A 24,235-nucleotide genomic window follows, 5' to 3' on the forward strand; every position below is an offset into this window, starting at 1 on the left:
TAGAGTTTACACATCAATGTGGTTACATCGGTTTGGTAGACACTTACGAGGGTGCAGTAAATGGGGCTGAGAATGGATTTACGCGGTGTTTTAACCAGACGTACCATGGACTAAGCGTGGCTATAAAACTTCCAAGACAAAATACGTGCTGGCAATTTAAACCACGCATGAGTCACCATTTATGTGGGTGGTTACGCTCATTAATGCAACGACTTTAGACTCGCTAAGCTTGTTTTTGAGCCCAGTTTGCAATGATTTCATGAATGGCCTTCACCCCATCGGTGAGTGCCGCGGGCCCGGGCTGAAGAATATCGGTAGAGTTAATCTCATATACATCATCAGTTATGATTGCCGGAATTTTATCCCAGCCAGCGCGGTTTACTAGCTTATCCTTGTTGAAACGCCGGCCACACCAAGAAGCAATAATGATATCTGGCTGCTTGTCTATCACCTCATCGGTGTTCGCGATGATACGGTTTTTAGCCAACGATTCACAGGCAAACTCTTTATAACAGTCTATGCCGCCTGCAAGTTCAACTAGCTCACTCACCCATGTGATCCCAGTAATTAAAGGGTCAAACCACTCTTCAAAGTAAACCCGAGGTTTTACCTTTAGCTGAGCGGCACTGCTATGAATGTGCGTCAAGGAGTCATTTAATTGGGCTACGAGTTTTTCGCCTTTTTGCGGCTCACCTATCAGTGCAGAGAGGGTGCGGATCATTTGCATGATCCCCGCGATACTGCGGTGATTGAAACAGTGCACATCGACACCTTGTTTTACCAAATCACGGACAATATCTCCTTGAATGTCGGAAAATGCCAATACCAGATCGGGGTCTAAATCGAGGATTTTTTCAATACGTGCGTCAACAAATGCCGACACCTTAGGCTTTTCTTTTTTAACCCTCTCAGGTCGCATTGCGTAAGCCGACACCCCAACGATACGCGCATCCTCCCCCATTAAATACAATGCCTCGGTGGTTTCTTCGGTGAGGCAAATAATACGCGTTGGCCATTTGGGCTGCGAAAAGTCATTTGGCTGATCTGTGTGAGCATGTGGGTTAATTGGCTTGGTCATGGTGTTCCAACTGTAAGGTTTGATTGAAAAAGTGAATAAAGAATGCAGGGCAACTATCAAAATACCAGTGCATGTATGAAGCCAAAACGGAGCCGCCGTGATAAATATACTCGCCTTCGCGCAAGCTTGGGTGGTATAAACTCCGCGCGATGGGTTCCAGGGCAATATTAGCACTCGAATAGTGAAAGCTATGACCGCGCAGAGCAAAATGCGCCTTGTTTGCTGCAATGGTTACACCTTGCTGACCCACCGCACTGAGGCGTGTATGCATCTTTGCTGTGCCAGTGAGTACACCACACATACTAAAGTGAGTGCTTTCAGCCTCAAGGTCGTCCAACAAATACAGCATGCCGCCGCATTCCGCTAACACAGGTTTGCCCGAGTCAGCGAACCGTTTAACAGACGCAATATAGTGTTTGTTTTGACTTAGTCGCTCAGCATACACCTCAGGGTAGCCACCCGGTAAGTACAACGCATCCCCGTCTGGCAATGCCTTATCACACAGCGGTGAGGTATAAATCACGATTGCGCCAGCACGGATGAGCATATTGACGTTAGCGTGGTACAAAAAGCCAAAAGCCGCATCTTTGGCGATGATGATTCGCTTGTTAAGCAGCGCATTTGCAGTTTCATCCCTTTCAGAAGCGGCCCATTTGGGCGCATGAAACTTCACAGCAGGTGGCAAGGCTGCAAATTCACTCTGTGCCACTTGGTTTGCAGCGAGATCCAACCGCTCGGTGATATCTGTCAGCTCGCTAGGTTGCATCAACCCAAGGTGTCGCTCAGGCAGGCTTTGCGCCATATCTCTACTGAAAAAGTGGTTTTTTAATGCGCACTCTTGGATGCTGTCGAGCACTAACTTGGCGTGATATTCTCCCGCTATTTTGTTCGCGATTACCCCATAAAATGACAATTCAGGGCTGTAGTTCACCATGCCGTGAACCAACGCACCAAAAGTTTGCGCCATGGCGCTACCGTCAATCACGGCGAGAATGGGGATGCCAAACTCTTTACTTAAGTCCGCACTGTTGGGGCTACCATCAAACAACCCCATTACCCCTTCAATTAAAATCAAATCGGCGGCACTCGCAGCATCAAACAGCATTTTTTGACACTGTTTTTTGCCCACCATCCATAAATCTAACTGGTATACAGGCTGCCCAGACGCAACCTCTAAAATCATCGGGTCAATGAAATCAGGCCCAACTTTAAACACCTGAACCACTTTGCCTTGGCGAACAAAATGACGAGCAAGCGCAGCCGTCACTGTGGTTTTACCCGAGCCAGAACTGGGGGCTGTCACCATCAATGCTGGGCAACTGTTAGCACTACTCATCGCTTTGCGCTCGGCGTTGCCATGTAGGCAATAAATAATGGCAACCTGATGCGATCAGCATGGCTAAAATCACATAAGCAAACGGGCTTTGTACATACGGCATGTAGTACTGGGCAACCCTATCGACATACTGCCCCAAAGATAACTCAGCAAACTTACCCGATAGCCAATAATAACTGCCATTAGAAGTTAAAAATGCAACCGAAGACGCGCTCCACAGCATAAACAATGAAAATGCATATTGGCGTGTCCAGTCGGTTATTGTCATCGCTTGAGTAACATGAAAACACCTCAAGCCAGCCCACCACATAGCGTAATAGCCGACTACCAAAAATGGGTAAGAGGGCGTAATGCAATCCCCAAACGCGCCTCTGGCGTAACTACTCGCTAAATCAATCAGGACACTCAAAACAAAAAAGGCCGCAAACATACGGTGGGAGCTACGCAGTAAACCACATATGAAGAACACCGCTAGGCTAGCGCTGGGCAGGTTGAGTGCCGAAGCAAAGTGATAGGGGCGTGTTGCAATCATTAACAGTGCGAGTAATGCGAACACCCCAACAGTCAGTGGGCGAGAGCCCGCCAACCGAGAAGTTGGTATTGATATAATTTTCGACATGATTTTATCCGTGAATCAGTTTCAACGGATGGGGGACCCCAAGCGCCATAACGCCACAGCATGCAGGCATGAACATCTCGGAACTCACCGCCCACCGCAGTATTCGAGTTATTCAGGCCGGTCTCCGGGCTCCTGATCATCGCTTTGGCATAGCCTTCCCGTTTTCACAGTGGATATACCGCTCACAGTTACCGTTGCGGGGGCAGCACCAGATTTACACTGGTTTCCCGTTTAAATTGCACCGCTTTACAACGTGCAATCACCTAAACAAAGGTCTAAACCGCTAATTTAAATGAAAATAGGGGCCTAGTACAAGCCTGACCTGTTGATTGAATAGTCTGATAAGCACACATCAATTGGCAGGGGGTAAATCAAACGACTCACTAAAACCCTTTAAGTGAGCGCATCAGCTCAAAGCCTAATTTTGTCACTTTTTGGCCTTTAAGTTTATGTAATCCAGAAATGTTAGATAAAATGATATACCCCGATTGCGAGTCCATATCCAGTAACATGACTGAGCTGTAGCCACCTGTGCCACCATCGTGAAAATACAAGAGATCGCCCTGTTCTTTGCTGCCTAACACAAACCAGCCCAACGCCACTTTTTCTAACCTCTTTTCAACCAAGATCTGTTGTTGCAACGTAACCCAAGGTTCAGCTTGCGCAAACTGCACTTTTGCATACTGCGCAAGATCTTTAACACATGACAGCACCGCCCCTGCACCTTGCAAAACGCCTAAATCCCAATTGTTCGTTGGTTCGCCATTTTTGCCAATTCCAATGACGAGCTCACCCGCAACATCTCGCCAGTTTGTAAATGAATGACGCATATTGAGCGGTTTAAAAAGGCGGTTTTGTAGCAGCTGCGCATAATTGCGCCCCTCTAATTCTGAAAGCACATACCCCAGTAAACCAGCGCCAAGATTGGAGTAATTCACTTTATTTTGCGATCCAAGCGTGATCGTATGGGCTAAATGATGTAATAAATCATCACGTAGATAAGCTTCATAGGGGTTATGCTTACGTTTAAACAGCGCTTGCCATAACAAACCAGGGGGTAAGCGAGGTAAACCGGAGGTATGGGTTGCCAACGCCCCATAGGAAATAGATCGGTTGTCACGAATTGGAATATCTAACTGACTGTTAATGGCCTCATCCAATGTAAGTTTACCCTCACTAACCATTTGCGCGAGGACGGAGCTGGTCATGAGCTTAGTCAACGAGCCAATTTCAAATACTGAACAGTGATTTTCAACAGGTTCAGCACCTCGCACCCCACACCGTGTACCATAATACTGACACTCACCTTCCACAAATTTGGCCACAGCCAACTCTGTGTTGGGTGCAAAACTGGTGACAACCTTATTAATGGCGTTGATTTCTTGGTCCGTGAACTGCATAGCTTCCCCTGTCGCTTGGATTCAAAACCATTGCAGCACACTCTGATATAAACAACAAAATGTATAACGTAACCAAATGTTTAGAATGAAATCATTCATTCAACTAAGGCATGGCTTGTCTTCAACTTGCTAACTGCTCTCGGTAGCTGCCGGGTGATACCCCATGCCACCCTGTAAAAGCTCTAATAAACGAGTTAGATTCTTGATAACCCAACAAAAAGGCGATTTCGCCTAACGTAACATGGGATTTAGACAAATAGTGCTCAGCCAGTTGAGAGCGGACTTGTTGTAGTACTTCATGATAACTGGTTTGTTCATCGGATAATTTACGTTGCAACGTGCGTTTGCTCATAGAGAGCTTGGAGGCAACCACATCAATCGCACTTTCACCCGCAGGCAGAGACTCAACCAACACCGCGCGTACGCGCTCCACCGTGGTGGCGCTACCTGAGAGATCAGCCAATTTCTTTTTAAGCCCTTCTTCAAAGTAGCTCCACATGCTTGAATTGGCGGTTAAAAATGGTCTCTGAACATCTTCATTTTTAAAAGTAATAGACAACTCATTGCCTAAAACAGGTTTGCAGCCAAAAAATGCTTCATAGGCTGCCATATTGTTAGGTAGCTCTGGCAAAGTAACCTTAACTGGCACCACGTGGTGGCGTGTTGCCATTCTGGCTAGTTTGGTAAAAAACACCATTTCAGACAGTGCCAACACATTTGGCACAAACCCATCAAAACCATAACAGTACAGTGACATTTTGGTGGTTTTGTCGTCACTGTCTAAATCCATTTTCATGGGGCCTCTCAGAGGCTTATACAATTGAATGCGCTTAAGTGCGGTAAGCAAATGCGGACTACACATTGCCGCAAAGAGCGGGGCATCAAATACCTCGACAGACAAATGCTCAGCAACCAACAGCGGCACATCGCGCCCTTCGGCCACTTGCTCTATGGCGGCCCACCACGCAAAGTATTCTTGTGGGGTCAAATAGGCTATTTCACGATTTAAGATGTCCGCCGGTAATTTGGAATATGCCACAACCGCTTGTACATCAATATCCATATCTTTGAGTAAGATTTTACAATTGGCATAAATACTAAATTTGCTGGATATTTTCATATCTTGTTACTTTTCCATTGATTGGCGAGACAATTTAAGCACCATTTTTCTTGGCAGCAGTGGCGTTATCCAGTTCAATAAAAACTGCAATTTGCGCTCGTTAAAGGCAACGAGTTTGCCTTGTTGCATAGCTTTGTAGCCACATTCAGCCACAGAGCGCGCTGATCGCGCATTTCTCCACACATCTACACCATCTAGATTACCTGCCGCCACAAAACCGGTATCCACAGCACCCGGACAAAGTGCTGTTGCCGTCACACCCGTCCCCGAAAGCTCCTCGGCAATCGCTTGAGTATATGAAGTGACAAAGGCCTTTGTGGCATAGTATACCGCTTGAAGCGGGCCCGGTAAAAAAGAAGCAGTTGACGATACATTTAGAATACGCCCCGAATTACGCGCCACCATACCTTTGACAAACAAATGCGTTAAATCAGTCAAAGTAGTGATATTCACTTGAATCATTTGCTGATCTGCCACGCGTTCGCGCTCATAGAATATGCCATGGCCGCCAAAACCTGCATTATTGATGAGCACATCGACTTGCAAATTTAACGCCTCTGTTTTGTCAAAAATACGCTGTGCTGAAAGCGGGTCCGACAGATCTTCGCTGATCACTGTCGCCGACACGTTATATTTGACCTCAATCTCACTCGCCAACGCCTTAAGCTTGTCTTCAGAGCGCGCCACCAACACCACATCGCCACCCTGCTGCGCGTGCAGATGTGCCAACTCTAAACCGATGCCGCCCGATGCGCCCGTTATGAGTGCTGTATTTGCCATGTGTTTTACCTTCTTTAATAAACCTCGTTGACTGATGACACACAGTATATGCAATCAAAGCGCGCCACACACTGACAGATCACGACACAAAATATGCAAAAGGTGACACGAGAATTTGGTCGATGACGAGACCCCCCGCAGTATGGCTTCATGTAAGGTGAAATAGTGACTGTGTATGCATGACAAAATATTAGGCGTTTAAGCTGCACTTAAAGCTAAGATAAACTTATGAGGATATCTTGTTAGGTTCGAAAATAGGCACATCAAAACGTAGCTGTAATGCTTAGCCAAATAGATCCATCTGTTTTTTAAGCTTCACTCGTTTTAACTCGGCGACGTGAATATATCTGTGTTGCTTGCTTTCGTACCACGTTGCGTTTTGCGCTATCAAATTGCAGGACGTAAATTAGGGGGCAAAGCCCCCAAATCTTCATCAGCACTTAGCGGTTTTAGAGCTAATTAGTACTCGGAACCACATCAATTAACGCTGTTATAACCTGTTTAAAGTTATTGAGATTTTTAGCGTCAAAATCACTCGCCTGTATTATTAGTAGCTCTGTATCTACTTTAGTACCAAATAGCTCGAGTTTTTGTAGTAAGACTTTGAGCTTTAGCTTGGACAGTTCAACTTCTTTCTCACTTTTGCTGTCATCAAAATAAATAATATCTTGCAGCTTATTAAACTCACTCTTTTCTGCCGCTTTATATTTCTTAAACTTTTGATCCAACTGATCCAGTAAGTTATTACCATTGCTATCTTGAATGGCTTGAATTTTAGTTATCTCCGCCGCAGTTATTTTGCCACTTGCAACTAACTTATCCAGCGCTTTATTAAAGTCATCTTTAACATTAGTGAGGTCTTGTGAAAATGCATTCATAAGCCTATCGCCCAATGACAATTGCTGAGTTTTTTCAACTTGCTCTTCAGCCAATTCGGCATATTTAAAGTCAGTGGGTGATACTCCCGCCATTACCTCTTCTAGATGCTTGCTACGATATAAGTTTTGTGCGAGCACTTCATAACCTGGGTCTTGTAAATTATCTATCGCTTTACCCGCGACCTCTAGTCCAGTCAGAATATTGCATGCGCCATGAAAACTGATTGCATCACCTATGGCGTTAAATAACGAGTAACTTTTGAGTGAATCGTTTTTTCTTTTCTGCATTTCAGACTTTAGTTCATTCCTTTTTAAATCAATCCCTTTAGCGATCAGTTCAGTTGCTTGATTAGCTAAATAAGCCTGATTAAACTCCGCACGTACACCACTTGTAATGCCAGCTAGTCCCGATAAAATTCTGGTCGCGCTTTCATTTGTAAAAATAGCCCCAGCCCCTCCAAACAAGGTCGTAACCGAGCCTAGCCAGAAGTTATTGCGCGATTCAACTCGCTTTATATACATTTTGTACAAGTTGCACCGCTGAGTAGACGCTGAAATTATTCGATCTTGAACAGTATTTCGGATCCGTTGCCTTTTGTTTTTGTATTCATCCGAATAAAATAAAGTAACCGCAAAATTTAGCTCTTCTCGCGCCAAAATACAGGCCTTGTCATCAATGCTGCTGTCGTTGGCACACACATCATAATCGCTTAGTTGATTTAATAAGCTATCAGGTATAGAAGTATCATTACTCGGAGCCGTTATTGTCTTTTTCGCACCATACGACAATTCATACATTTCATGACCCAGTTGACTTCTCGTCATATCTGCAATGAGGGGCGCTAAATCAATCGTCACAAAACTATGTTGTGATAATAGTTGTGCAGCTCCCGCCATATTGACTCTGTCATCTCCACTATATGAGCCTTCGGGATTTTGATTTAAACTACAAGCACCGAGAAAAAGCGTACCAAGTACTGAAAGGAGTAATTTTTTATTGTTTATCATGCTAGGTTGGCCAATTATTTTCCTTATAAATTAATTACAAAATACCAACAAAGAATAACAAATCAACCATAAACCTAATAAAAAATCATTCCTTAAGTTAGGCTCATTCATTGCGTAGATAACAAAATTGACTTATGAAACAGTTCCATAAGTGCCTAAACCCCGCACCTCAGCCCTTAGAAAAGATATCAGCTTGTTAGACTCATTTTCTTGTATAAAGCTTACTCAACCCATTTTAACGTGACCATAAACTCGTCTCTTTAAGTAGTCCCGTGCTTACGGGGAACACAGCCGATTGAATATCATAAGAACTGCGAATAACGGTTTAGCCCAATCGTACGGGGAACACGCTCATAATTGCGCGGTACTAATACCGCCCTCCAGTTTAGCCCCGTGCATACGGGGAACACGAAGTGTGTGAAGTAGAGAAATACAGTCAATTCGGTTTAGCCCCGTGCATACGGGGAACACAGGATCTAAATCGAATACTGCAACTTTTAATCCGGTTTAGCCCCGTGCATATGGGGAACACTCGTTCAACTTTTTATAGTGCAATTTTTACTCCGGTTTAGACCCGTGTGTACGGGGAACACGCAGAAATTGAAGTAAAGCAGATGTGTGAATTCGGTTTAGCCCCGTGTGTACGGGGAACACAGTGTATGAGCAAAATAGTGTTACGCTCGACGCGGTTTAGCCCCGTGTGTACGGGGAACACGACCAGCGAGCTTTACGCAAGTCAGTTAAATCCGGTTTAGCCCCGTGTGTACGGGGAACACACCCGAAGTTAATTCGAGAATATCCGCAATCGCGGTTTAGCCCCGTGTGTACGGGGAACACTCAGCGGGTGTTTTTAAGTCCATTACATATTCCGGTTTAGCCCCGTGTGTACGGGGAACACTCGGATGAAGCGCCAAGGCCAACAAGTCTATGCGGTTTAGCGGGGAACACCTTTCTAACCCCTCTTACAAGCTCAGAGATAGCGGTTTAGCCCCGTGTGTACGGGGAACACAAGTATTTGAACATAGAGCCGATAACGATATACGGTTTAGCCCCGTGTGTACGGGGAACACGACAATGTTTTTGGATATATTATATTGCCTCGCGGTTTAGCCCCGTGTGTACGGGGAACACTCATTCTACATACTGAACGAAATAATCCTGGTCGGTTTAGCCCCGTGTGTACGGGGAACACTTTGATTGATTCAGTAAGGGCAAACTCGATAGCGGTTTAGCCCCGTGTGTACGGGGAACACGTTAGCAAAGAGCGACATTTTATCCTAACAACACGGTTTAGCCCCGTGTGTACGGGGAACACGATGAACGGCTGAACAGAACCAATCTGATACACGGTTTAGCCCCGTGTGTACGGGGAACACATAAACAATAAAGCCACCTCCTCAACTACGACCGGTTTAGCCCCGTGTGTACGGGGAACACGCGGTCAAAAGTGGCAAAGCAAATCGTGATCCCCGGTTTAGCCCCGTGTGTACGGGGAACACGTTATTAATTGTAGAAAATAACAAGTTCACTACGGTTTAGCCCCGTGTGTACGGGGAACACAAAGCGGTGAGTGTTGATGTGTTCATTGCAAACGGTTTAGCCCCGTGTGTACGGGGAACACTTGCAACAAGCCCGGGAGCGGGGAAAGCAAGCCGGTTTAGCCCCGTGTGTACGGGGAACACATTCAGAAGAGCTGATTCATTCAGTCCTGGTTCGGTTTAGCCCCGTGGTGTACGGGGAACACCCATCCCTATCCATTTTTAAATCTAATTTGCACGGTTTAGCCCCGTGTGTACGGGGAACACGGTTGGTCACTTCTATGAATTCATCACTTAGTCGGTTTAGCCCCGTGTGTACGGGGAACACGGTCAAGTATCATCCATCAATTACTCATTACTCGGTTTAGCCCCGTGTGTACGGGGAACACATATCGCTGCAATGCAAAGTCCAAGTCGCTGCGCGGTTTAGCCCCGTGTGTACGGGGAACACCGCTCTTAAATATTACGCAAACTCCTATATTGGCGGTTTAGCCCCGTGTGTACGGGGAACACGCCAGAGGACGAGAGTATCGGTGACGCAGTTGCGGTTTAGCCCCGTGTGTACGGGGAACACTATACGACACAATTACAGGCCGTGTTCTCAAACGGTTTAGCCCCGTGTGTACGGGGAACACTTGAAATGACCTCCATCATAATACGGAGCCGCCGGTTTAGCCCCGTGTGTACGGGGAACACGAGTTCAAACCGCAAACCCTACAAAGTTAAAGCGGTTTAGCCCCGTGTGTACGGGGAACACTGGCCGAGAGAAAATCTCACGATACTGGCAACCGGTTTAGCCCCGTGTGTACGGGGAACACTTGTAATTTATGATTGCATGTACTGGCTTAACCGGTTTAGCCCCGTGTGTACGGGGAACACTTTCGCAAACAAATCCCCCGTAGTAACTACATCGGTTTAGCCCCGTGTGTACGGGGAACACTGCAAAGTAAATCGGCCCATTGGCACGCAGTTCGGTTTAGCCCCGTGTGTACGGGGAACACACCTTTATATTCCAACTTAGCCCCCCTTAGTTCGGTTTAGCCCCGTGTGTACGGGGAACACCAGGGCGATTAAAGTTACACCAAACTAACGTGCGGTTTAGCCCCGTGTGTACGGGGAACACAAAACCGATTTAGAAAACATCATCGATGAAAGCGGTTTAGCCCCGTGTGTACGGGGAACACTCTAAATTTATACCATTGATTTGTATAAGTAAATTTAACGAATAAAAATCTACCAAAAATTTTAGGTACAATACGAGGGTTTAAATAGCCATATTTTTAAAGAGCAAAACAATTATTCATCATCAATAGAAGAGCTTTCTTGCGGTGTATATTTCACTAACCTCAATCCGTCAAAATCAATTGGCATTCGGGCGTTTTTTCCGTAAGTGACAAAGTCAAAACCGGACTCAGTATTAGTTGCCCATGCCATCACTACATTACCATTTTCGGCTAACTCGCCGACTTGAAACCACACCATTTCTCTAACACGGCGGCTAATGTCGCCCACATATACGCCCGCTCTGATTTCAAGCAGCCATACAGCAAGCCTTCCTCTCAATCTAGGCGGTACAGCTTCTGTTACAACAACACACATACTCATAACGGACCACCGCTGCGATGGCCATCATCACCAATAGATTCTGGTTCAGGAATTGCCGGAGGCTGTGCATCCTCATACGGCTCTGGTGGATTAATCTCTCCAGCAGCTAATACATCTTCAATTAAAGGAATTAAGCGTTGCAGTACTTTGTCTTTGCGAAAAGCCTCTCTACATGCAAGCCTGACTTGACGATCTGGCGAGTGTGGACGCTTTTTAGCTGCTTTAAATGCTACGGGTACAACTGTGTCAAACTTGATGATATCCGCGATATCATAAACAAAAGATAACGGTTTCCCGGTATGTAAAAAGCCAATAGCCGGCGCATACCCAGCGGCTAAGATCGCCGCTTCGGTTACGCCATACAAACACGATGTAGCGGCGCTAATGCACTGGTTAATAAGATCTCCTTTTGCCCAATCTTTAGGGTCATAACGACGACCTTGCCAATTAACTTGATGCTGTTTTGCAAGTAGCTCATAAGTTTTTCGAACTCGAGCACCTTCGATGCCACGGAGCTGATCCACACTTCGGCGCTCTGGTGCTGGCTCACCAAATCTTAACTCAAACATTTTTCGCACGACCTTCAGGCGTAAGCCCTCATCCAGTGCTAACTTTGCTTGATATAGCAACTTATCTGAACGGGCACCGCCGGGTTGACCTGCGGAGTATAAACGCACACCTGCTTCACCAACCCAGATCAGCAAAGTACCCGTGGTTGCTGCTAATTTTACTGCAGCATGGCTCACTCGCGTGCCGGGCTCCAACATAATACACACCACAGACCCCACGGGAACTAACATGCGCTCGCCGTTCACTTCATCAATCACAGCGAAAGCGCCATCACGCACATCAATCCGGCCCATGCCGATAAATATCATGGAGCTTCTGTCTTTAATAGGTATTGGTTTTAAGGGAAGAAATGCCATTCCTTGCACTCCAAAAGATCAGGCGAGCAAGCTCGCCTTTGTAATTATGACAAAGGTTTTATCAGTAAAAGTCCACAGCCAAACGCTTTTGAGCGGCCGATGCCTGACAACAGCACCTGCTCTAGCTTTTGCACATCCGTCACTTTTGCGACACCAAAATAGTCTAAAGTGCTTAAATGAATGGCTTTTAAGCTATTCTTCTTCACGATTTTATGCTGCTTATAATTGTTAAACTCAATGCATTGACTCAACAACTCCAGGCCACCTTGTTTTAGCTTTTTTTCTAGCCAAGTTGTGGCTGCAGTATCGACAGCTTTACTCACATCCACGTTAGTTTTTTGAGCTTGCTTTTTAGCATGCATCAACACATCATGGCGACGAGTTTTGTCCCCTTTCAGGGTGATATCCACGGTAGGGTTAGCGCGTAATGAAAACTGCACCAAACCTTCACCTATATAGTGCTTAATATCTTCACTCATCAGGACCTTCCAACCTTGGATCGCTTTTTTTAACTGCCGCTTCGAACGAATAAAAACTGTAGGCACTGGTAGCGTCATGTCCACACGAAACATAAAGTCAGCTTGAGTCAGATCGCTTTGCTCAAAACAGCGCCAAACCCACTGATGCTGTTGATACAAATCCTCTGGATGCAAAAAGCCTAAATCTTCGCCTTGCTGCTCAGTGTCAAAATACAAGCGCGTTTCATACCAAACTTCTTCAGACATAAAGCACTTCCTCTGTATCAACTCGTCCCCAGCTGCTTTTCACACATCGAAATGTGAAAGCCCGATGATTTAGCTCAAAACTCAACGGCACATCATGCCGCTGCTCTGTCCCAGCTTTGTGCTCACTGTCGTAGACATACTTTACGGGGACATCGGCAAGCGTTTCATGCTCGGCTATCATTCTGGGGGCTTGCTGCAGGGCTACCTCTAAAGACACATCAACAAGCGCATTACGTGGATCAACCAGAGGTACCCCCGGTAAATAGGATTTTCGACCCAAAAACTGCGGCCATACTGGATTAAGTAACGCATCGTATAATTGTTCAAGCAGCGGTTTATCACCTTCAAAACCAACCCAAAAAGCAGCATCAGCAAGATAAGCACGATGCGACAACTGGGTATCTGGTTTTCCACCATCCGCTTTCGCCACATTAAGTGCGGTTTGATAGTCAAATGCTAAATCGCCCGGTTTATCTATTCGAACGCCCATACGCAGCGAGGTCAAATCTTCCAATGACTCGTTGCGTTCTCGGCCAAGTGACGCACACAAGAGACCAATAACCCCACTTTTAGTCGGATCAAGCTGGGTGTTACGCAACTCAAAGGCACTCTTCAAACCCCAAGATTGCATCGGACCCGCGAGCCGGATCAATAATGTGCTCATTTACACTCCAAAGCACCTTGCAGTGCATCGAGCATATGCGCTTCAAGTTGAGAGATTGTGCCGCAGTCTTTATCTTGATACTCCTCAAGGTTATCAATATAGGTACTGCGCCCTTCAAAGATAAAGCCGCTCTCGCCATACATAGACGATAACTTTTTAGCGAACATTTCTAATTTTTGTGCCGATTGCTGCTCTAGTTCTACTTCATCAGGTTTATCAATCACTACTGCTTGCGTAAATGCATTACTTAAAGACCAAGGCGCACCATCTTTTCGTACGTTCACCTTGACATAACTCGGGGGGTTTTGTGCCGCAAAACTATTTTGTTTACCAGACGGAACAGCTTGTACGAGCGCACGGAAAAACCCTTGAACGGCGCCAAACACTTGCTCGTTGTCATGCCCGAGGTTTGCAGCCAATTTATCAATATTAATTTGCGCATATCGGTAATAGCACGCACTGTTGAAGTACACACCGCCCATCATCCCAGAGCCTTGCTCACCCGCTTGCAGCTCATCGTCTACCGCGGTGAAAAAGTCCATGGCAGGGGTGACAATATTAGTCGAAATTGCATGTGCGACCTGACACGCTGCGTCAACATTGATGTTATTATTATCAGCGACCATACGACCAAATAGCGCAATATCTGCTGCGAAAGATTTACCGTCTTTAATAAACACATCATTCACTGCTTTGGTGATGGATTTATCTAATTTTTCTTGTTGAAGTTCGTCAAAGTGCTCTTCAGCAATCGCCTTCAACGCCGCTATTTCATTTAACCCTAAAAACAATAAATACTCGGTTTTAAATGGGTGCTTTTTCTCTTTACTTAAACTCAATTTAACCTGTGCTAACAAATTTTGTGCAACGGCCTCGCTTTGCGTTTCTGACTTGCCTAAAGCCACAAAATGGTCGCGAATATCAATGGCTAATTTACGTGTACGTACGGCACGGTCTCCCTGATGCGCAACAACGGCATCATTAAATGCTCCATGAGTACGAATTGCACGTTTTTGACATTGACTAGAGATACGTGCTCGCTGTGAACCACCAAAAACACACGATTTTGGTGTATTTGTGTCATCACGGTTTAAGTTGCTTGGCGCAAAGTTTTGTAATAAGTGAAATTCAATAAATGACATAAGAAACTCCTTTTTAATGTGTTGTATCTGCTGAGCTTTCAAGCTCTTCCGATTGAATTGGTTTAGCCCAGTAATCTCTGGCCCATTTTAATTGAATGCGTTTGTCGTCGCAGTCCCAATGGTAAAGGTCTTCCATCAAGGTACGGTAATCAATCGCGATGTCTTTGCTTTTGAGAATTTGTACCATTTGGCGCAGTATTTGTTTTAACTGATCGCCATTGGACTCTAGGAGGCATTCAAAGCGAAAACTCATACCTGGGCGTTGGCTTTCATCCGCATGACGCCACAATGTGCCTAGGCTTTTGTGACTCGATTCTTCATAGATTTTATAATGGCTGGCAAATAACCCCGCTACATAAGCTTGCATCTCTGCACGCTCACCCTGTTCAGACAGTAAGGAGCCTAAGTACGGGACACTGGCAAGCTGTGCGCTTCTTTGAAGGTCAAGAGATTTACGCAGTGCTGCCAAAATATCTCTCCTCGGAGTATCTGGGTTTCCCCATCGATATAATTCTTTTACGATTTCTTGTGTATCTTGGCTCCAATAGACATGTCGCTGCCAAGATCTGCCATATAATGTTTCTTCCAATTGCTGTTTAGCGAGACTCAGACCTTTTTGTGCTTTAACGCCACCATAACACCAACTTTGTGTTGCGCCTTCAAATGCTGCCATCGCGATATTTTGACATGCCTTTCTCCAATGAGATTTCGCGTCTACGCTATTGCTGTTGAGCGCCCAAATAAACTGTTCGAATGATTCATTTAACTTGGGCCAATAAAAGCGGCTGGGGTTGATTGATTCCACCTTAGTCGTCACATCCTGTACTCTCGCGCCTTCAGGGAGTAAATGTGAAGCAAAAGTACGTACTGCACTGAGCAACTGAGCATGAATTGCTTCAGCAGTTTCTAACCCTTTAAGTAAATGAGTACTAAATTGATTGTGTGACGCGCGATCTTTTTCAATCAAGTTAAGTGATAACGGTAGCCGCTCCTCAAACCAACACAGCGGGTTCGCTTTATTATTATCTAAACCAACCAATAAACAGTTCAGTTTAAGTGCATCTATTAACTCGTTATCTTCCGCAGCCAATAATTGAATGCCTGCAGATCTTAAATCTTCAGGGTCTATGCCTGTTTTCTTAGAACGTGCATATTGCAGTAAGTTTGCAGTGTCTCGCCAACACGCTCGCTCAAAGCTTAATCTTATTGGTAGTTTTTTATCGTCTTTATTCAAGCGATAAGCAAAGTAGGGCTCTTGTTCCATTTCTTTTGGATTGGGCAACCCCTGAGCAAAAAACATCCTAGCTACCCGCCCATCACTGTCTGGGATTAGACGCACATGACGAGCTCGCCAAGTTAGATAGTCGGTCAGCCCCTTCATTGGGCGAGTTTGGGGCTTTTCAGGCTCAGTTTGCTCCCAAATAGGCAAGTCGATTGTATGTTCTAGCCACTGTTCATTTTTCGGCATCTGTAAATTGAGCATCAAGGTTTGGAAAAGGTTTTCGCCCTCAACCAATACAACTGCCCCGCCAACCAATGGCGCATTGGTTAGATTAGGGTGTTTACCAAATTGTACAGAGCTGCCACTCACACCACCTCCTAGGCTAAAGTACTGACAAACAAGTAGCTGAAGCGCAGCCTCTTTAGGTGACAGTGAAAAATTATGAGTATCTGAAATGTGATTAAACAAAGTTTTATTGTTGCCGCTGGCCAAATCTGGAGAGAGCTTTTTAACTGACGTTGTCACCCCTTTGTCTTTCGTGAAATTCGCAGTTTGAAAAAATGGATAACGCTCTGAAAACAAATCAAAGCGCGCATCACAACGCGGCGATGACAGGTAATTGGTGGCTTGACTGCCAAACTCAGCGGATTCGAAAATCTCATCCCACTCGTCCATATCGAGATAGCCATAACTGCGATATAAAATAGCGAGCAACAAACGCTGTACTGAGGCCACAACTAGTGGCTTGTCGTGAACTATCCGCTGCAACCTTGGTGCAGCTTCCAGTATAGAGATAATTGAATAATCACAAGTGTGACCATCTTTATCCAAAGCTGGAATCCAGCTTTCTTTTAGTAAATCGTATTTCATAGACCTCAATTCTCCATAAACAGTCTAAATAAATAGCGCGAGAATATCCTTGACTACCCAAGTAAATGCTGTAAAAACAGCAAAAAACACAAGGAAATAAGTTCGCTTGTCCATACTTTTTAATGCTTCAATTACGCTAACGACTAAGTCTTTCCACTCCATGATCAATTGCCTAATTCTTACGGTTACAGCTCACATTAAGTGAAGTACAATTTATAGTCAATTAAATTTTCAAGTAGGTAATGCAAGATTTTTACAAAAACAGTAGCATTAATTTTATTGAACTTGCATTTTCTCTATCCACATGTGATTCTTCACAGGTTCCCTGGTTTGGCAGGGATGAACCGTAGGTTATGCAAGATATAACCATGTTCCCCGTATTCACGGGGCTAGCCGGTAGCATTAACACTACCGGCAAAATTACTCCATCCAATGTTGCCTCCCTTTACTCACAATAAGACCCAGCTTCGGGTCTAATTTAAGCTCACCTAACCCTTCTACTTGGTAGACAAGGCTCTTATTCAAGATCACGGGGATACAATTAAATAAACTGGGGGCGCGCTGCCATACGCTTTTAGCTACAAATGAATAGGGCCATTGCGCTTCTAGCTCTTTAAAATGGGCGACCCATTTACTATGGGATATAGAGATCATGGATTGTTTTAAGCGAGCAATATCTCTTTTTTGCAAACATTGCTTACCTTGCCAGTCAATCTCATATTCTAGTTCTTGTTTGAATTCTGATAATGGAAACTCTGGTCCCTGCACACCTTGCTTATAAGTCAAAAACTCGGTTACTGGAATCACCTTGCCTTCTTCAACAACGAGAAAAACCAATTGCACACTGATGCTGGTTAAACGCGTACTAAGCACAACTTCATCATGGTCAATTTCACTATTGTTATACTTTAATAAGTCCCTAACGCTTTTTTTATCCGCATCAAACATCATATTCTTAGCAAGCGTAAACTGCGTACGTTTATCTAACCTGTACTCAAACGCTTTATCATACTCCTGCTCAAGCCACGTTACTTGCTGCTCAACATCAGCGTAAACACGGTTGATCCAATTATCCATATCTCGATTAATATCAATCTCAAATGCATTCTCTTCGACATTGGCACTTTCCCATAACAAACGCGTCGTAACAGCCAATATGTGTGAAGGATAAATAAGTACCTCACCATGACCAAACCAGTCTCCATAGTCATTCGGGATTTTATCCATTGAAGGTAAGTAAACATTTAATCTAGGTACTTGAGTGAACTCCGACCGTACTGGGTTATTGACCTGATGACGCCAAACCCGACCAACTCGCTGTAGCAGCAAATCAATTGGGGCTATTTGGGTGAACATTTCGCATGCATCATAATCCAAGCTTTGCTCTAACACTTGGCTTCCTATCAGAATTAAGCATTTGTCTTTCACAGGTCGATTTGGGTTAATTGAGTTGTGTTCCTCTGGGTGTTTACCAACTAAATGTTCAATCATTTTTTCTATCGATAAACGTGTAGCTAGCGGGTATTTTGCATGAAAAGTTAACAGCTCGATGCCACTGTGAGGGACTTCACTGCAATGACGTGCAATTAATTTCGTCAGCTCTTGAACTTTAGAAACAGTATTTAAAATACAGACAAATACACCTGTGCCCGCTTTCTTTGCTGTCGTTAAAACATCACCTGCCATTGTGCTCACACATTGAGTTGGCGACGTAGCATGCAACTTTATCTCGTACTGACTAGGAGGTCGGCTCACACTTTCTTTTTTATAGGTTTCTTTATCATCATTAATTGTGTGGGAGTGTGCTAACGCCCCAGAACTATATGTTGTGACTCTTGGGTATGGCTTATTTTCAACTTCAATCTCTTTTGTCACTGTTTGCCCATATGCTTTAACTAACCCAACTAACATAGTCCGAGGTAAAGTAGCCGACAGTATGATGACCCTGACTTTTAACTTAGCCATCCAATGCAAAGTGTTTTTCAGCAGATCTAGTTGAAAGCTCTGTAAAGAATGGACCTCGTCCAGTATTAAAACTTTGTTTGCAAGGCCAAATAGCCTGACAAAATTATGCTTATACAACATTGCTGCCATCAGTAGCTGATCAATAGTGCCGACACAAACACCCGCCAACAAGCCATGCTTTTTTGACGTAAACCATTGGTTTGCTCTAATAGAAAGTGCGCTACTTTTCTCATTTGAAGAGTCGATACTGCTCAACCTTAATGCTTCATAGTTTGGCTCAAAATCAGCATTACTGTGCTTTAGATGCGTTTCAACATTTTGATATCCCAACGCCTCATTTTGAAGGAATTTTAGCATGCGCTTATATAGCTGATTCGCCGTTGCCTGTGATGGCATAGCGACATAAAGGCCAGAATGCCCAGCTTGGCGTATAAAATGATCTGCAAGTATCTGCGCGGCTTCTGTTTTGCCACTGCCCATACCACTTTCGATGATAGTTATCCAAGGCAGCGCTTTACTCTCAATAATGTTAAGTACCTTTTGCTGTAAAGCGTTTGGTTTAAAAGCAAACACACCTGTAAACCTAAAGGGATTATGTGCAGCGAGGATACGTTTAATGTTTAATTCATCAGCAAGCGCATTTGCTTTACGCTGCCTTTGTTCACTGACATATTCCCGCGCCTCACAATAGCAAAAATGAGACTTATCTGAGCCAATCCAATCAGCAACGGAACATAAACCCGCGGTATACGAAAACCAAGCAGGCGTCAAAGCTTTAGTGTGCAAACCATTTATTAAATGAAGATCTACGGAAAAATGACTTACAAGCCATTCAATGGCAGTCACCTGCACTTGTTCCCAATTATTATTACCACATGGGCCACTTTGAGTTTTATTTGCTACAAATACACCATGATGACTGGCCACAGCAGAAATCATCACTCTGGCGGTGTTTTTATTGACAGCATACTTGTCACATAGATAGTCGTGTAGAATTACAAAACCAGCAGTTCCATGTTTTGTTTCTGCGCCTTCACAGTTGCTAAAATGATTTATATTAAACAACTTATCGATTCGCTCAACAGGTAGCTTATATTGAAAACCCGGCGTGATTTTACCGATATCATGCAATGCGATAAGCAATACGACGATTGAAGTGGCAGCTTCTTCATCGACGCCTTCAATAGATAAAAAAGGGCCAATTAAGATTGAACGCTCTTGCTCTGCAAGCTGATTGATAATTGCTCTCGCAACAAAAGCGACATCCAGCATATGACATACCGCAGGCAACGTATTATGTTCATCTGCTTTACCCCAAAACTGAAAAATATCATTGTTAAAATCACTCACACTGCACATTCCTTGACTTCGACGTGATTAGATTATTCCTGAAGTATTTGCTCTGCAATTCTGCTCATTTAACCAGTAAAAAACTTACTAGGTTGTTGATTACTAGCTATTCCAAAGCAGTTTATTGTTCCTTAATTCGCGAAAACATTCAGGGTCCATTACAATTTGCTGGGCTTCTGGGCTTGGGTGCTGCACATCTAAACGTAAAATGCTGATTAAATAATTAAGCAGTGCCACGTTAGTTTTGAGCTGTTTTCTATTACCGCTCATATCGAAGTCATGGGCAATGACTTGCTGGGCATAGTCACTTAATCGCGGATCTGGCATGATGCTTAGCGTTACTTCCTGCTGCCATGCTTCATCATCCTGTTTGTACTTTTGTGCCTTACATTTAAATTCAGGGCAGGCAGATAAGATGCGAGATAATGAAAAGTCTCTAAACCCTTTTGCCTTTTCACAGTATGCTCTTAAGTGATAACGAAGGCCCGAGTTCACCAGTGTGTGAGGGCGAATAACTCGCTCAGTTTCTCCACCATCTTTTATCGACTGATAACGAATATCAAGCACACTTTGCCGACGGCAAGCGTTTAATATAGGCCGTAAAATTGTAGGGTTTAATTTTCTATGGGGTAAAGGCAGCGTTGCGATGGTCGAAGTACTTAAATTATGTACGTACTGCTCACCAATTAAATTGGCATACTCGGTAAAGTCTTGGGAAATATAATTCGGTGTAAAGGGGGTTGCCAATACATAAGCTTTTTCAGACTCGTTGTAATGTGCGTCAATGTGATAGCGTGCGATAAAGTCTGTTAAATAGCGTCTTGCGACGGGTCTTGATAGTTTGAACTTATCTTGAAAAGTGCCTGTTTGGATTTCTCCGTGCCAGAATAACACCGCCTCAATGTATCGAAAATATTGCTGTTCCTTAGCCTGCATAAATCACTTTTGGTAATATAAAAGTAAATAAAATGTATCAAAACAAGGCGGTGAAGTCATTGACCTGCGACAAAATTTAAGCACTGCTCATATTGTGCTTGTGTTCAATTGCTCATACATTCTGTTAAAGACTAGCCTCAAGTGTTCTCGCTTTTGATCAACATAATGGTTTTTTAGACAAGCTCAGACTGACGCGATTTATATTGTTAGTGTTATTCAAAAAGATACAAATTCTTGCAGCTCTAGTTATCTCTGGGTTTAGCCCCGTGCTTACGGGGAACACTTTAATATAACGCGCATCGCAGAGGCTTTTGACGGTTTAGCCCCGTGCTTACGGGGAACACAATTTCTGCAAACACAATATAGAAAAAAGAGACGGTTTAGCCCCGTGCTTACGGGGAACACTAGGAAGGTAAACTATGAACCCGAATGAAATACGGTTTAGCCCCGTGCTTACGGGGAACACCTCTTCGCATTGCACAAAGCGTGGGGGCAATTCGGTTTAGCCCCGTGCTTACGGGGAACACCATGGTGATGTCTGTATTAGCTGCAGGGTTAGCGGTTTAGCCCCGTGCTTACGGGGAACACATTTTATCTCTCAGGAGACCAGCATCGATGTCCGGTTTAGCCCGTGCTTACGGGGAACACGACCTGCCATTACAGCACCTCACTGATATATGCGATTTAGCCCCGTGCTTACGGGGAACACCATTTTGCCGCAGAGCAAATTGAAACAAGTCACGGTTTAGCCCCGTGCTTACGGGGAACACCACTCGGGTATCAGAACTATCATGCGCATATGCGGTTTAGCCCCGTGCTTACGGGGAACACGCCAGCAATACGAGTGCGTTCTGCTGTGGCATCGGTTTAGCCCCGTGCTTACGGGGAACACATTACCAGGTGCAGATGAAGAAGACACAGAAACGGTTTAGCCCCGTGCTTACGGGGAACACGATTTTCGCCATATTGAACACGCGCTCTTTGCCGGTTTAGCCCCGTGCTTACGGGGAACACGTATAACTCAACCACACCACAGGCGTTTGCTACTGGTTTAGCCCCGTGCTTACGGGGAACACATAAATCAGCGTCAGCAGTCTGGTTTGAGTTACGGTTTAGCCCCGTGCTTACGGGGAACACGCTAGAGAATCGTACATGATGTCCAAAATGGGCGGTTTAGCCCCGTGCTTACGGGGAACACTTCATAACCCCTCCTATTGGGTGCAGGATAGGCGGTTTAGCCCCGTGCTTACGGGGAACACCCCTGCCGCGTTGCGCGCCCTGCTTTTAAAGCCGGTTTAGCCCCGTGCTTACGGGGAACACATTTCTCTCGGTCTAGTCTCTTTTTCCAAGCGCGGTTTAGCCCCGTGCTTACGGGGAACACCAACAAGCATCGAAGAACAAATACAAAAAGAGCGGTTTAGCCCCGTGCTTACGGGGAACACTGCATATAGCGAGTTTTCAAACGGAATAGAGTGCGGTTTAGCCCCGTGCTTACGGGGAACACTTCAAAGCTATGCCATTGGGCCAGCGCCCTAGCGGTTTAGCCCCGTGCTTACGGGGAACACTCTAAATTTATATCATTGATTTATTTAGGTAAAATTAGTTATTAAAAATCTACCAAAAATTATGGGTACTAAATTTGGGTCAAGGAACACTGAAGTTTACAAAAACCCTCCCCTTTATTTCCCAAATTTTTAAAGAACAAATCAGTTTTACTCTAAATAAGTAAAAGCTCTCCAAGCACTTACAACCTTATCTTTTTGATGAAAAAAGATACAGACTTAAATGACTCGCGCGTTTTTAATTATGCGTTTTGCTTTTCATTAAACGTATACCCCCTCACTCCTCACAAATCACGGGGGCTTCGAAGTCCAAATTCATCAGGTCAAAGTAGTTTTGGCCAAGGGCGATATTGCGAAATGCGTTATCGTCTAAAAATTGGTTGATGTAACTCGTCAGCTCAACTTCTTTGGCATAGTGTTTAAAGCGTTTGGTGTCGGTTGCTACAAAGTCGGAACCGGGCAAAATTCGGGTGGAGTATTGATTTAAAAAGGCCACATAGTGGTCACGTATTACTTCGTGTTTAAAATATTCGTCGTATAAAACACGCCATGAAATATCCAGCATCAGTTTAGGGTATTGATCAAGTAGTCGAGATAAAATCTCGGTATGGCGCTTGGGGTCTAGGTTGGTAAGCTCTCTGGATAGCCCCATGTGCACCCAAACGATGGGGTTATCGGGGTATTGCTTTAGTACTTCTTCCATTAAGTACAGGAACTTTTCAGGTTCTTTGTTGGAACCGATATCAGCATGAATGGAAATAGGAATTGGCGAACTGTCGGGTCCGCGGGGGCTTCGTAGCTTAGCCATAAACTCATCCCACTTGGCGATGTTTTCGATGGCGGTCGTGCGATGACGATTAATAAAGAGCGCCTGTTTAACTAAATTGACCTCTCCCATCCAAGTAAAAGTATTTGGGTATTCCTGCTCCAATAGATCCATTTTAAAGGCAATATCTTGCGGTGCATTTAGGTCTGGAAAGCTCATTGACAGGGTTAAATGGGTGCCTTGCGGTGCATACTCGTAATAATTTGCGGCATTGCTAAAGTCATTTTTAATACTGGGTTTTACCTGTGCGGTTGGGCAGTTATAAAAATAGTCGCAGTCCAAAGGCACCATCTGGCCAATACCAAAGACATTTACAAACAAAATACCTAAGCGCTCAAAATAAGTGTTTAGCTCGTTGATTGGTAGGGCCTTCCCCCCAAACGGGCGAAAGTGATTGTGTGCATCCACCACAAAGGTATGGGGCATCGTAGCGCGATTGTAGCACTGGGTATTGCCTTTTTTAAACATCTCAATGTTGCGGGTATTTTGAGTTTGCGCACAGCCACTCAACAACATTATTACCGAGCTCATGACTCCCAATTGCTTTATCACCGCTACCTCGCTTACTTCCTTGGGATTTAAATCTGATTAAATAATGACACGGTAAAAATAAATCGAAAGGGAAACACGATAACTTGCACATGAATTGAAATAGCGCCCTTTTGAAAAAAGGCGCAGCTGTCAA

At 44.6% G+C, this 24,235-nt stretch carries 16 protein-coding genes, 4 CRISPR repeat arrays and 1 riboswitch; all 16 genes read right to left on the bottom strand.

Annotation, left to right across the window (positions count from 1 at the left end; translation table 11 throughout):
* Nucleotides 1–223 precede the first annotated feature (223 nt).
* Nucleotides 224–1,078 carry a cobalamin-binding protein gene (locus A7985_RS12400; protein WP_081310546.1) on the bottom strand — a complete coding sequence of 285 codons (855 nt, stop codon included), beginning with the start codon at nucleotides 1,076–1,078 and terminating at the stop codon, nucleotides 224–226.
* Nucleotides 1,062–2,414: a cobyrinate a,c-diamide synthase gene (locus tag A7985_RS12405; RefSeq protein ID WP_065790775.1), complete on the bottom strand. Its 1,353-nt coding sequence runs from the start codon at nucleotides 2,412–2,414 to the stop codon at nucleotides 1,062–1,064. Before A7985_RS12405 ends, A7985_RS12400 begins: the two co-directional genes overlap by 17 nt.
* On the bottom strand, nucleotides 2,407–3,033 hold the full coding sequence (locus tag A7985_RS12410; RefSeq protein ID WP_065790776.1) for a hypothetical protein: 627 nt from the start codon (nucleotides 3,031–3,033) through the stop codon (nucleotides 2,407–2,409). The genes A7985_RS12405 and A7985_RS12410 overlap by 8 nt, the downstream gene beginning before the upstream one ends.
* A 98-nt stretch (nucleotides 3,034–3,131) precedes the next feature.
* A riboswitch (cobalamin riboswitch) is annotated at nucleotides 3,132–3,315 on the bottom strand.
* Nucleotides 3,316–3,416: 101 nt separating this feature from the next.
* Nucleotides 3,417–4,433 carry a serine hydrolase domain-containing protein gene (locus tag A7985_RS12415; RefSeq protein ID WP_065790777.1) on the bottom strand — a complete coding sequence of 339 codons (1,017 nt, stop codon included), beginning with the start codon at nucleotides 4,431–4,433 and terminating at the stop codon, nucleotides 3,417–3,419.
* Between the two features lie 121 nt (nucleotides 4,434–4,554).
* On the bottom strand, nucleotides 4,555–5,553 hold the full coding sequence (locus tag A7985_RS12420; RefSeq protein WP_065790778.1) for an AraC family transcriptional regulator: 999 nt from the start codon (nucleotides 5,551–5,553) through the stop codon (nucleotides 4,555–4,557).
* A 6-nt stretch (nucleotides 5,554–5,559) separates the two neighbouring features.
* Nucleotides 5,560–6,333, bottom strand: coding sequence for an SDR family NAD(P)-dependent oxidoreductase (locus A7985_RS12425; protein ID WP_065790779.1), 774 nt, complete (start codon nucleotides 6,331–6,333; stop codon nucleotides 5,560–5,562).
* A gap of 455 nt (nucleotides 6,334–6,788) precedes the next feature.
* Nucleotides 6,789–8,219 (bottom strand): hypothetical protein, encoded by a 1,431-nt coding sequence (locus tag A7985_RS12430; RefSeq protein WP_065790780.1) that lies wholly within the window; start codon nucleotides 8,217–8,219, stop codon nucleotides 6,789–6,791.
* Between the two features lie 381 nt (nucleotides 8,220–8,600).
* A CRISPR array of direct repeats spans nucleotides 8,601–9,118; the repeat unit is 29 nt; unit sequence CGGTTTAGCCCCGTGTGTACGGGGAACAC.
* Nucleotides 9,119–9,199: 81 nt separating this feature from the next.
* Nucleotides 9,200–9,902: direct repeats of the CRISPR family, unit length 29 nt; unit sequence CGGTTTAGCCCCGTGTGTACGGGGAACAC.
* Between the two features lie 93 nt (nucleotides 9,903–9,995).
* Nucleotides 9,996–10,941: direct repeats of the CRISPR family, unit length 29 nt; unit sequence CGGTTTAGCCCCGTGTGTACGGGGAACAC.
* A gap of 112 nt (nucleotides 10,942–11,053) precedes the next feature.
* Nucleotides 11,054–11,362, bottom strand: coding sequence for a type I-E CRISPR-associated endoribonuclease Cas2e (cas2e, locus tag A7985_RS12435; protein WP_063364440.1), 309 nt, complete (start codon nucleotides 11,360–11,362; stop codon nucleotides 11,054–11,056).
* Nucleotides 11,359–12,288 carry a type I-E CRISPR-associated endonuclease Cas1e gene (gene cas1e / locus A7985_RS12440; protein ID WP_065790781.1) on the bottom strand — a complete coding sequence of 310 codons (930 nt, stop codon included), beginning with the start codon at nucleotides 12,286–12,288 and terminating at the stop codon, nucleotides 11,359–11,361. The genes cas2e and cas1e overlap by 4 nt, the downstream gene beginning before the upstream one ends.
* A gap of 44 nt (nucleotides 12,289–12,332) precedes the next feature.
* Entirely contained in the window at nucleotides 12,333–13,013 is a 681-nt protein-coding gene (gene cas6e, locus A7985_RS12445; protein ID WP_065790782.1) for a type I-E CRISPR-associated protein Cas6/Cse3/CasE, read from the bottom strand.
* Nucleotides 13,006–13,677 (bottom strand): type I-E CRISPR-associated protein Cas5/CasD, encoded by a 672-nt coding sequence (cas5e, locus tag A7985_RS12450; RefSeq protein WP_065790783.1) that lies wholly within the window; start codon nucleotides 13,675–13,677, stop codon nucleotides 13,006–13,008. The genes cas6e and cas5e overlap by 8 nt, the downstream gene beginning before the upstream one ends.
* Nucleotides 13,674–14,819: a type I-E CRISPR-associated protein Cas7/Cse4/CasC gene (gene cas7e / locus A7985_RS12455; protein WP_065790784.1), complete on the bottom strand. Its 1,146-nt coding sequence runs from the start codon at nucleotides 14,817–14,819 to the stop codon at nucleotides 13,674–13,676. Before cas7e ends, cas5e begins: the two co-directional genes overlap by 4 nt.
* Before the next feature lie 13 nt (nucleotides 14,820–14,832).
* On the bottom strand, nucleotides 14,833–16,911 hold the full coding sequence (gene casA / locus A7985_RS12460; RefSeq protein WP_065790785.1) for a type I-E CRISPR-associated protein Cse1/CasA: 2,079 nt from the start codon (nucleotides 16,909–16,911) through the stop codon (nucleotides 14,833–14,835).
* A 420-nt stretch (nucleotides 16,912–17,331) separates the two neighbouring features.
* Nucleotides 17,332–20,226 (bottom strand): CRISPR-associated helicase/endonuclease Cas3, encoded by a 2,895-nt coding sequence (locus A7985_RS12465; protein ID WP_065790786.1) that lies wholly within the window; start codon nucleotides 20,224–20,226, stop codon nucleotides 17,332–17,334.
* Nucleotides 20,227–20,328: 102 nt separating this feature from the next.
* Nucleotides 20,329–21,162, bottom strand: coding sequence for a helix-turn-helix transcriptional regulator (locus tag A7985_RS12470; protein ID WP_065790787.1), 834 nt, complete (start codon nucleotides 21,160–21,162; stop codon nucleotides 20,329–20,331).
* A gap of 254 nt (nucleotides 21,163–21,416) precedes the next feature.
* A CRISPR array of direct repeats spans nucleotides 21,417–22,727; the repeat unit is 29 nt; unit sequence CGGTTTAGCCCCGTGCTTACGGGGAACAC.
* A gap of 274 nt (nucleotides 22,728–23,001) precedes the next feature.
* Complete coding sequence (locus tag A7985_RS12475) at nucleotides 23,002–24,081, bottom strand: amidohydrolase (protein ID WP_065790788.1); 1,080 nt, start codon at nucleotides 24,079–24,081, stop codon at nucleotides 23,002–23,004.
* Between the last annotated feature and the right edge of the window lie 154 nt (nucleotides 24,082–24,235).

It is taken from the genome of Pseudoalteromonas luteoviolacea, from assembly GCF_001696455.1.
GTDB lineage: Bacteria > Pseudomonadota > Gammaproteobacteria > Enterobacterales > Alteromonadaceae > Pseudoalteromonas > Pseudoalteromonas luteoviolacea_C.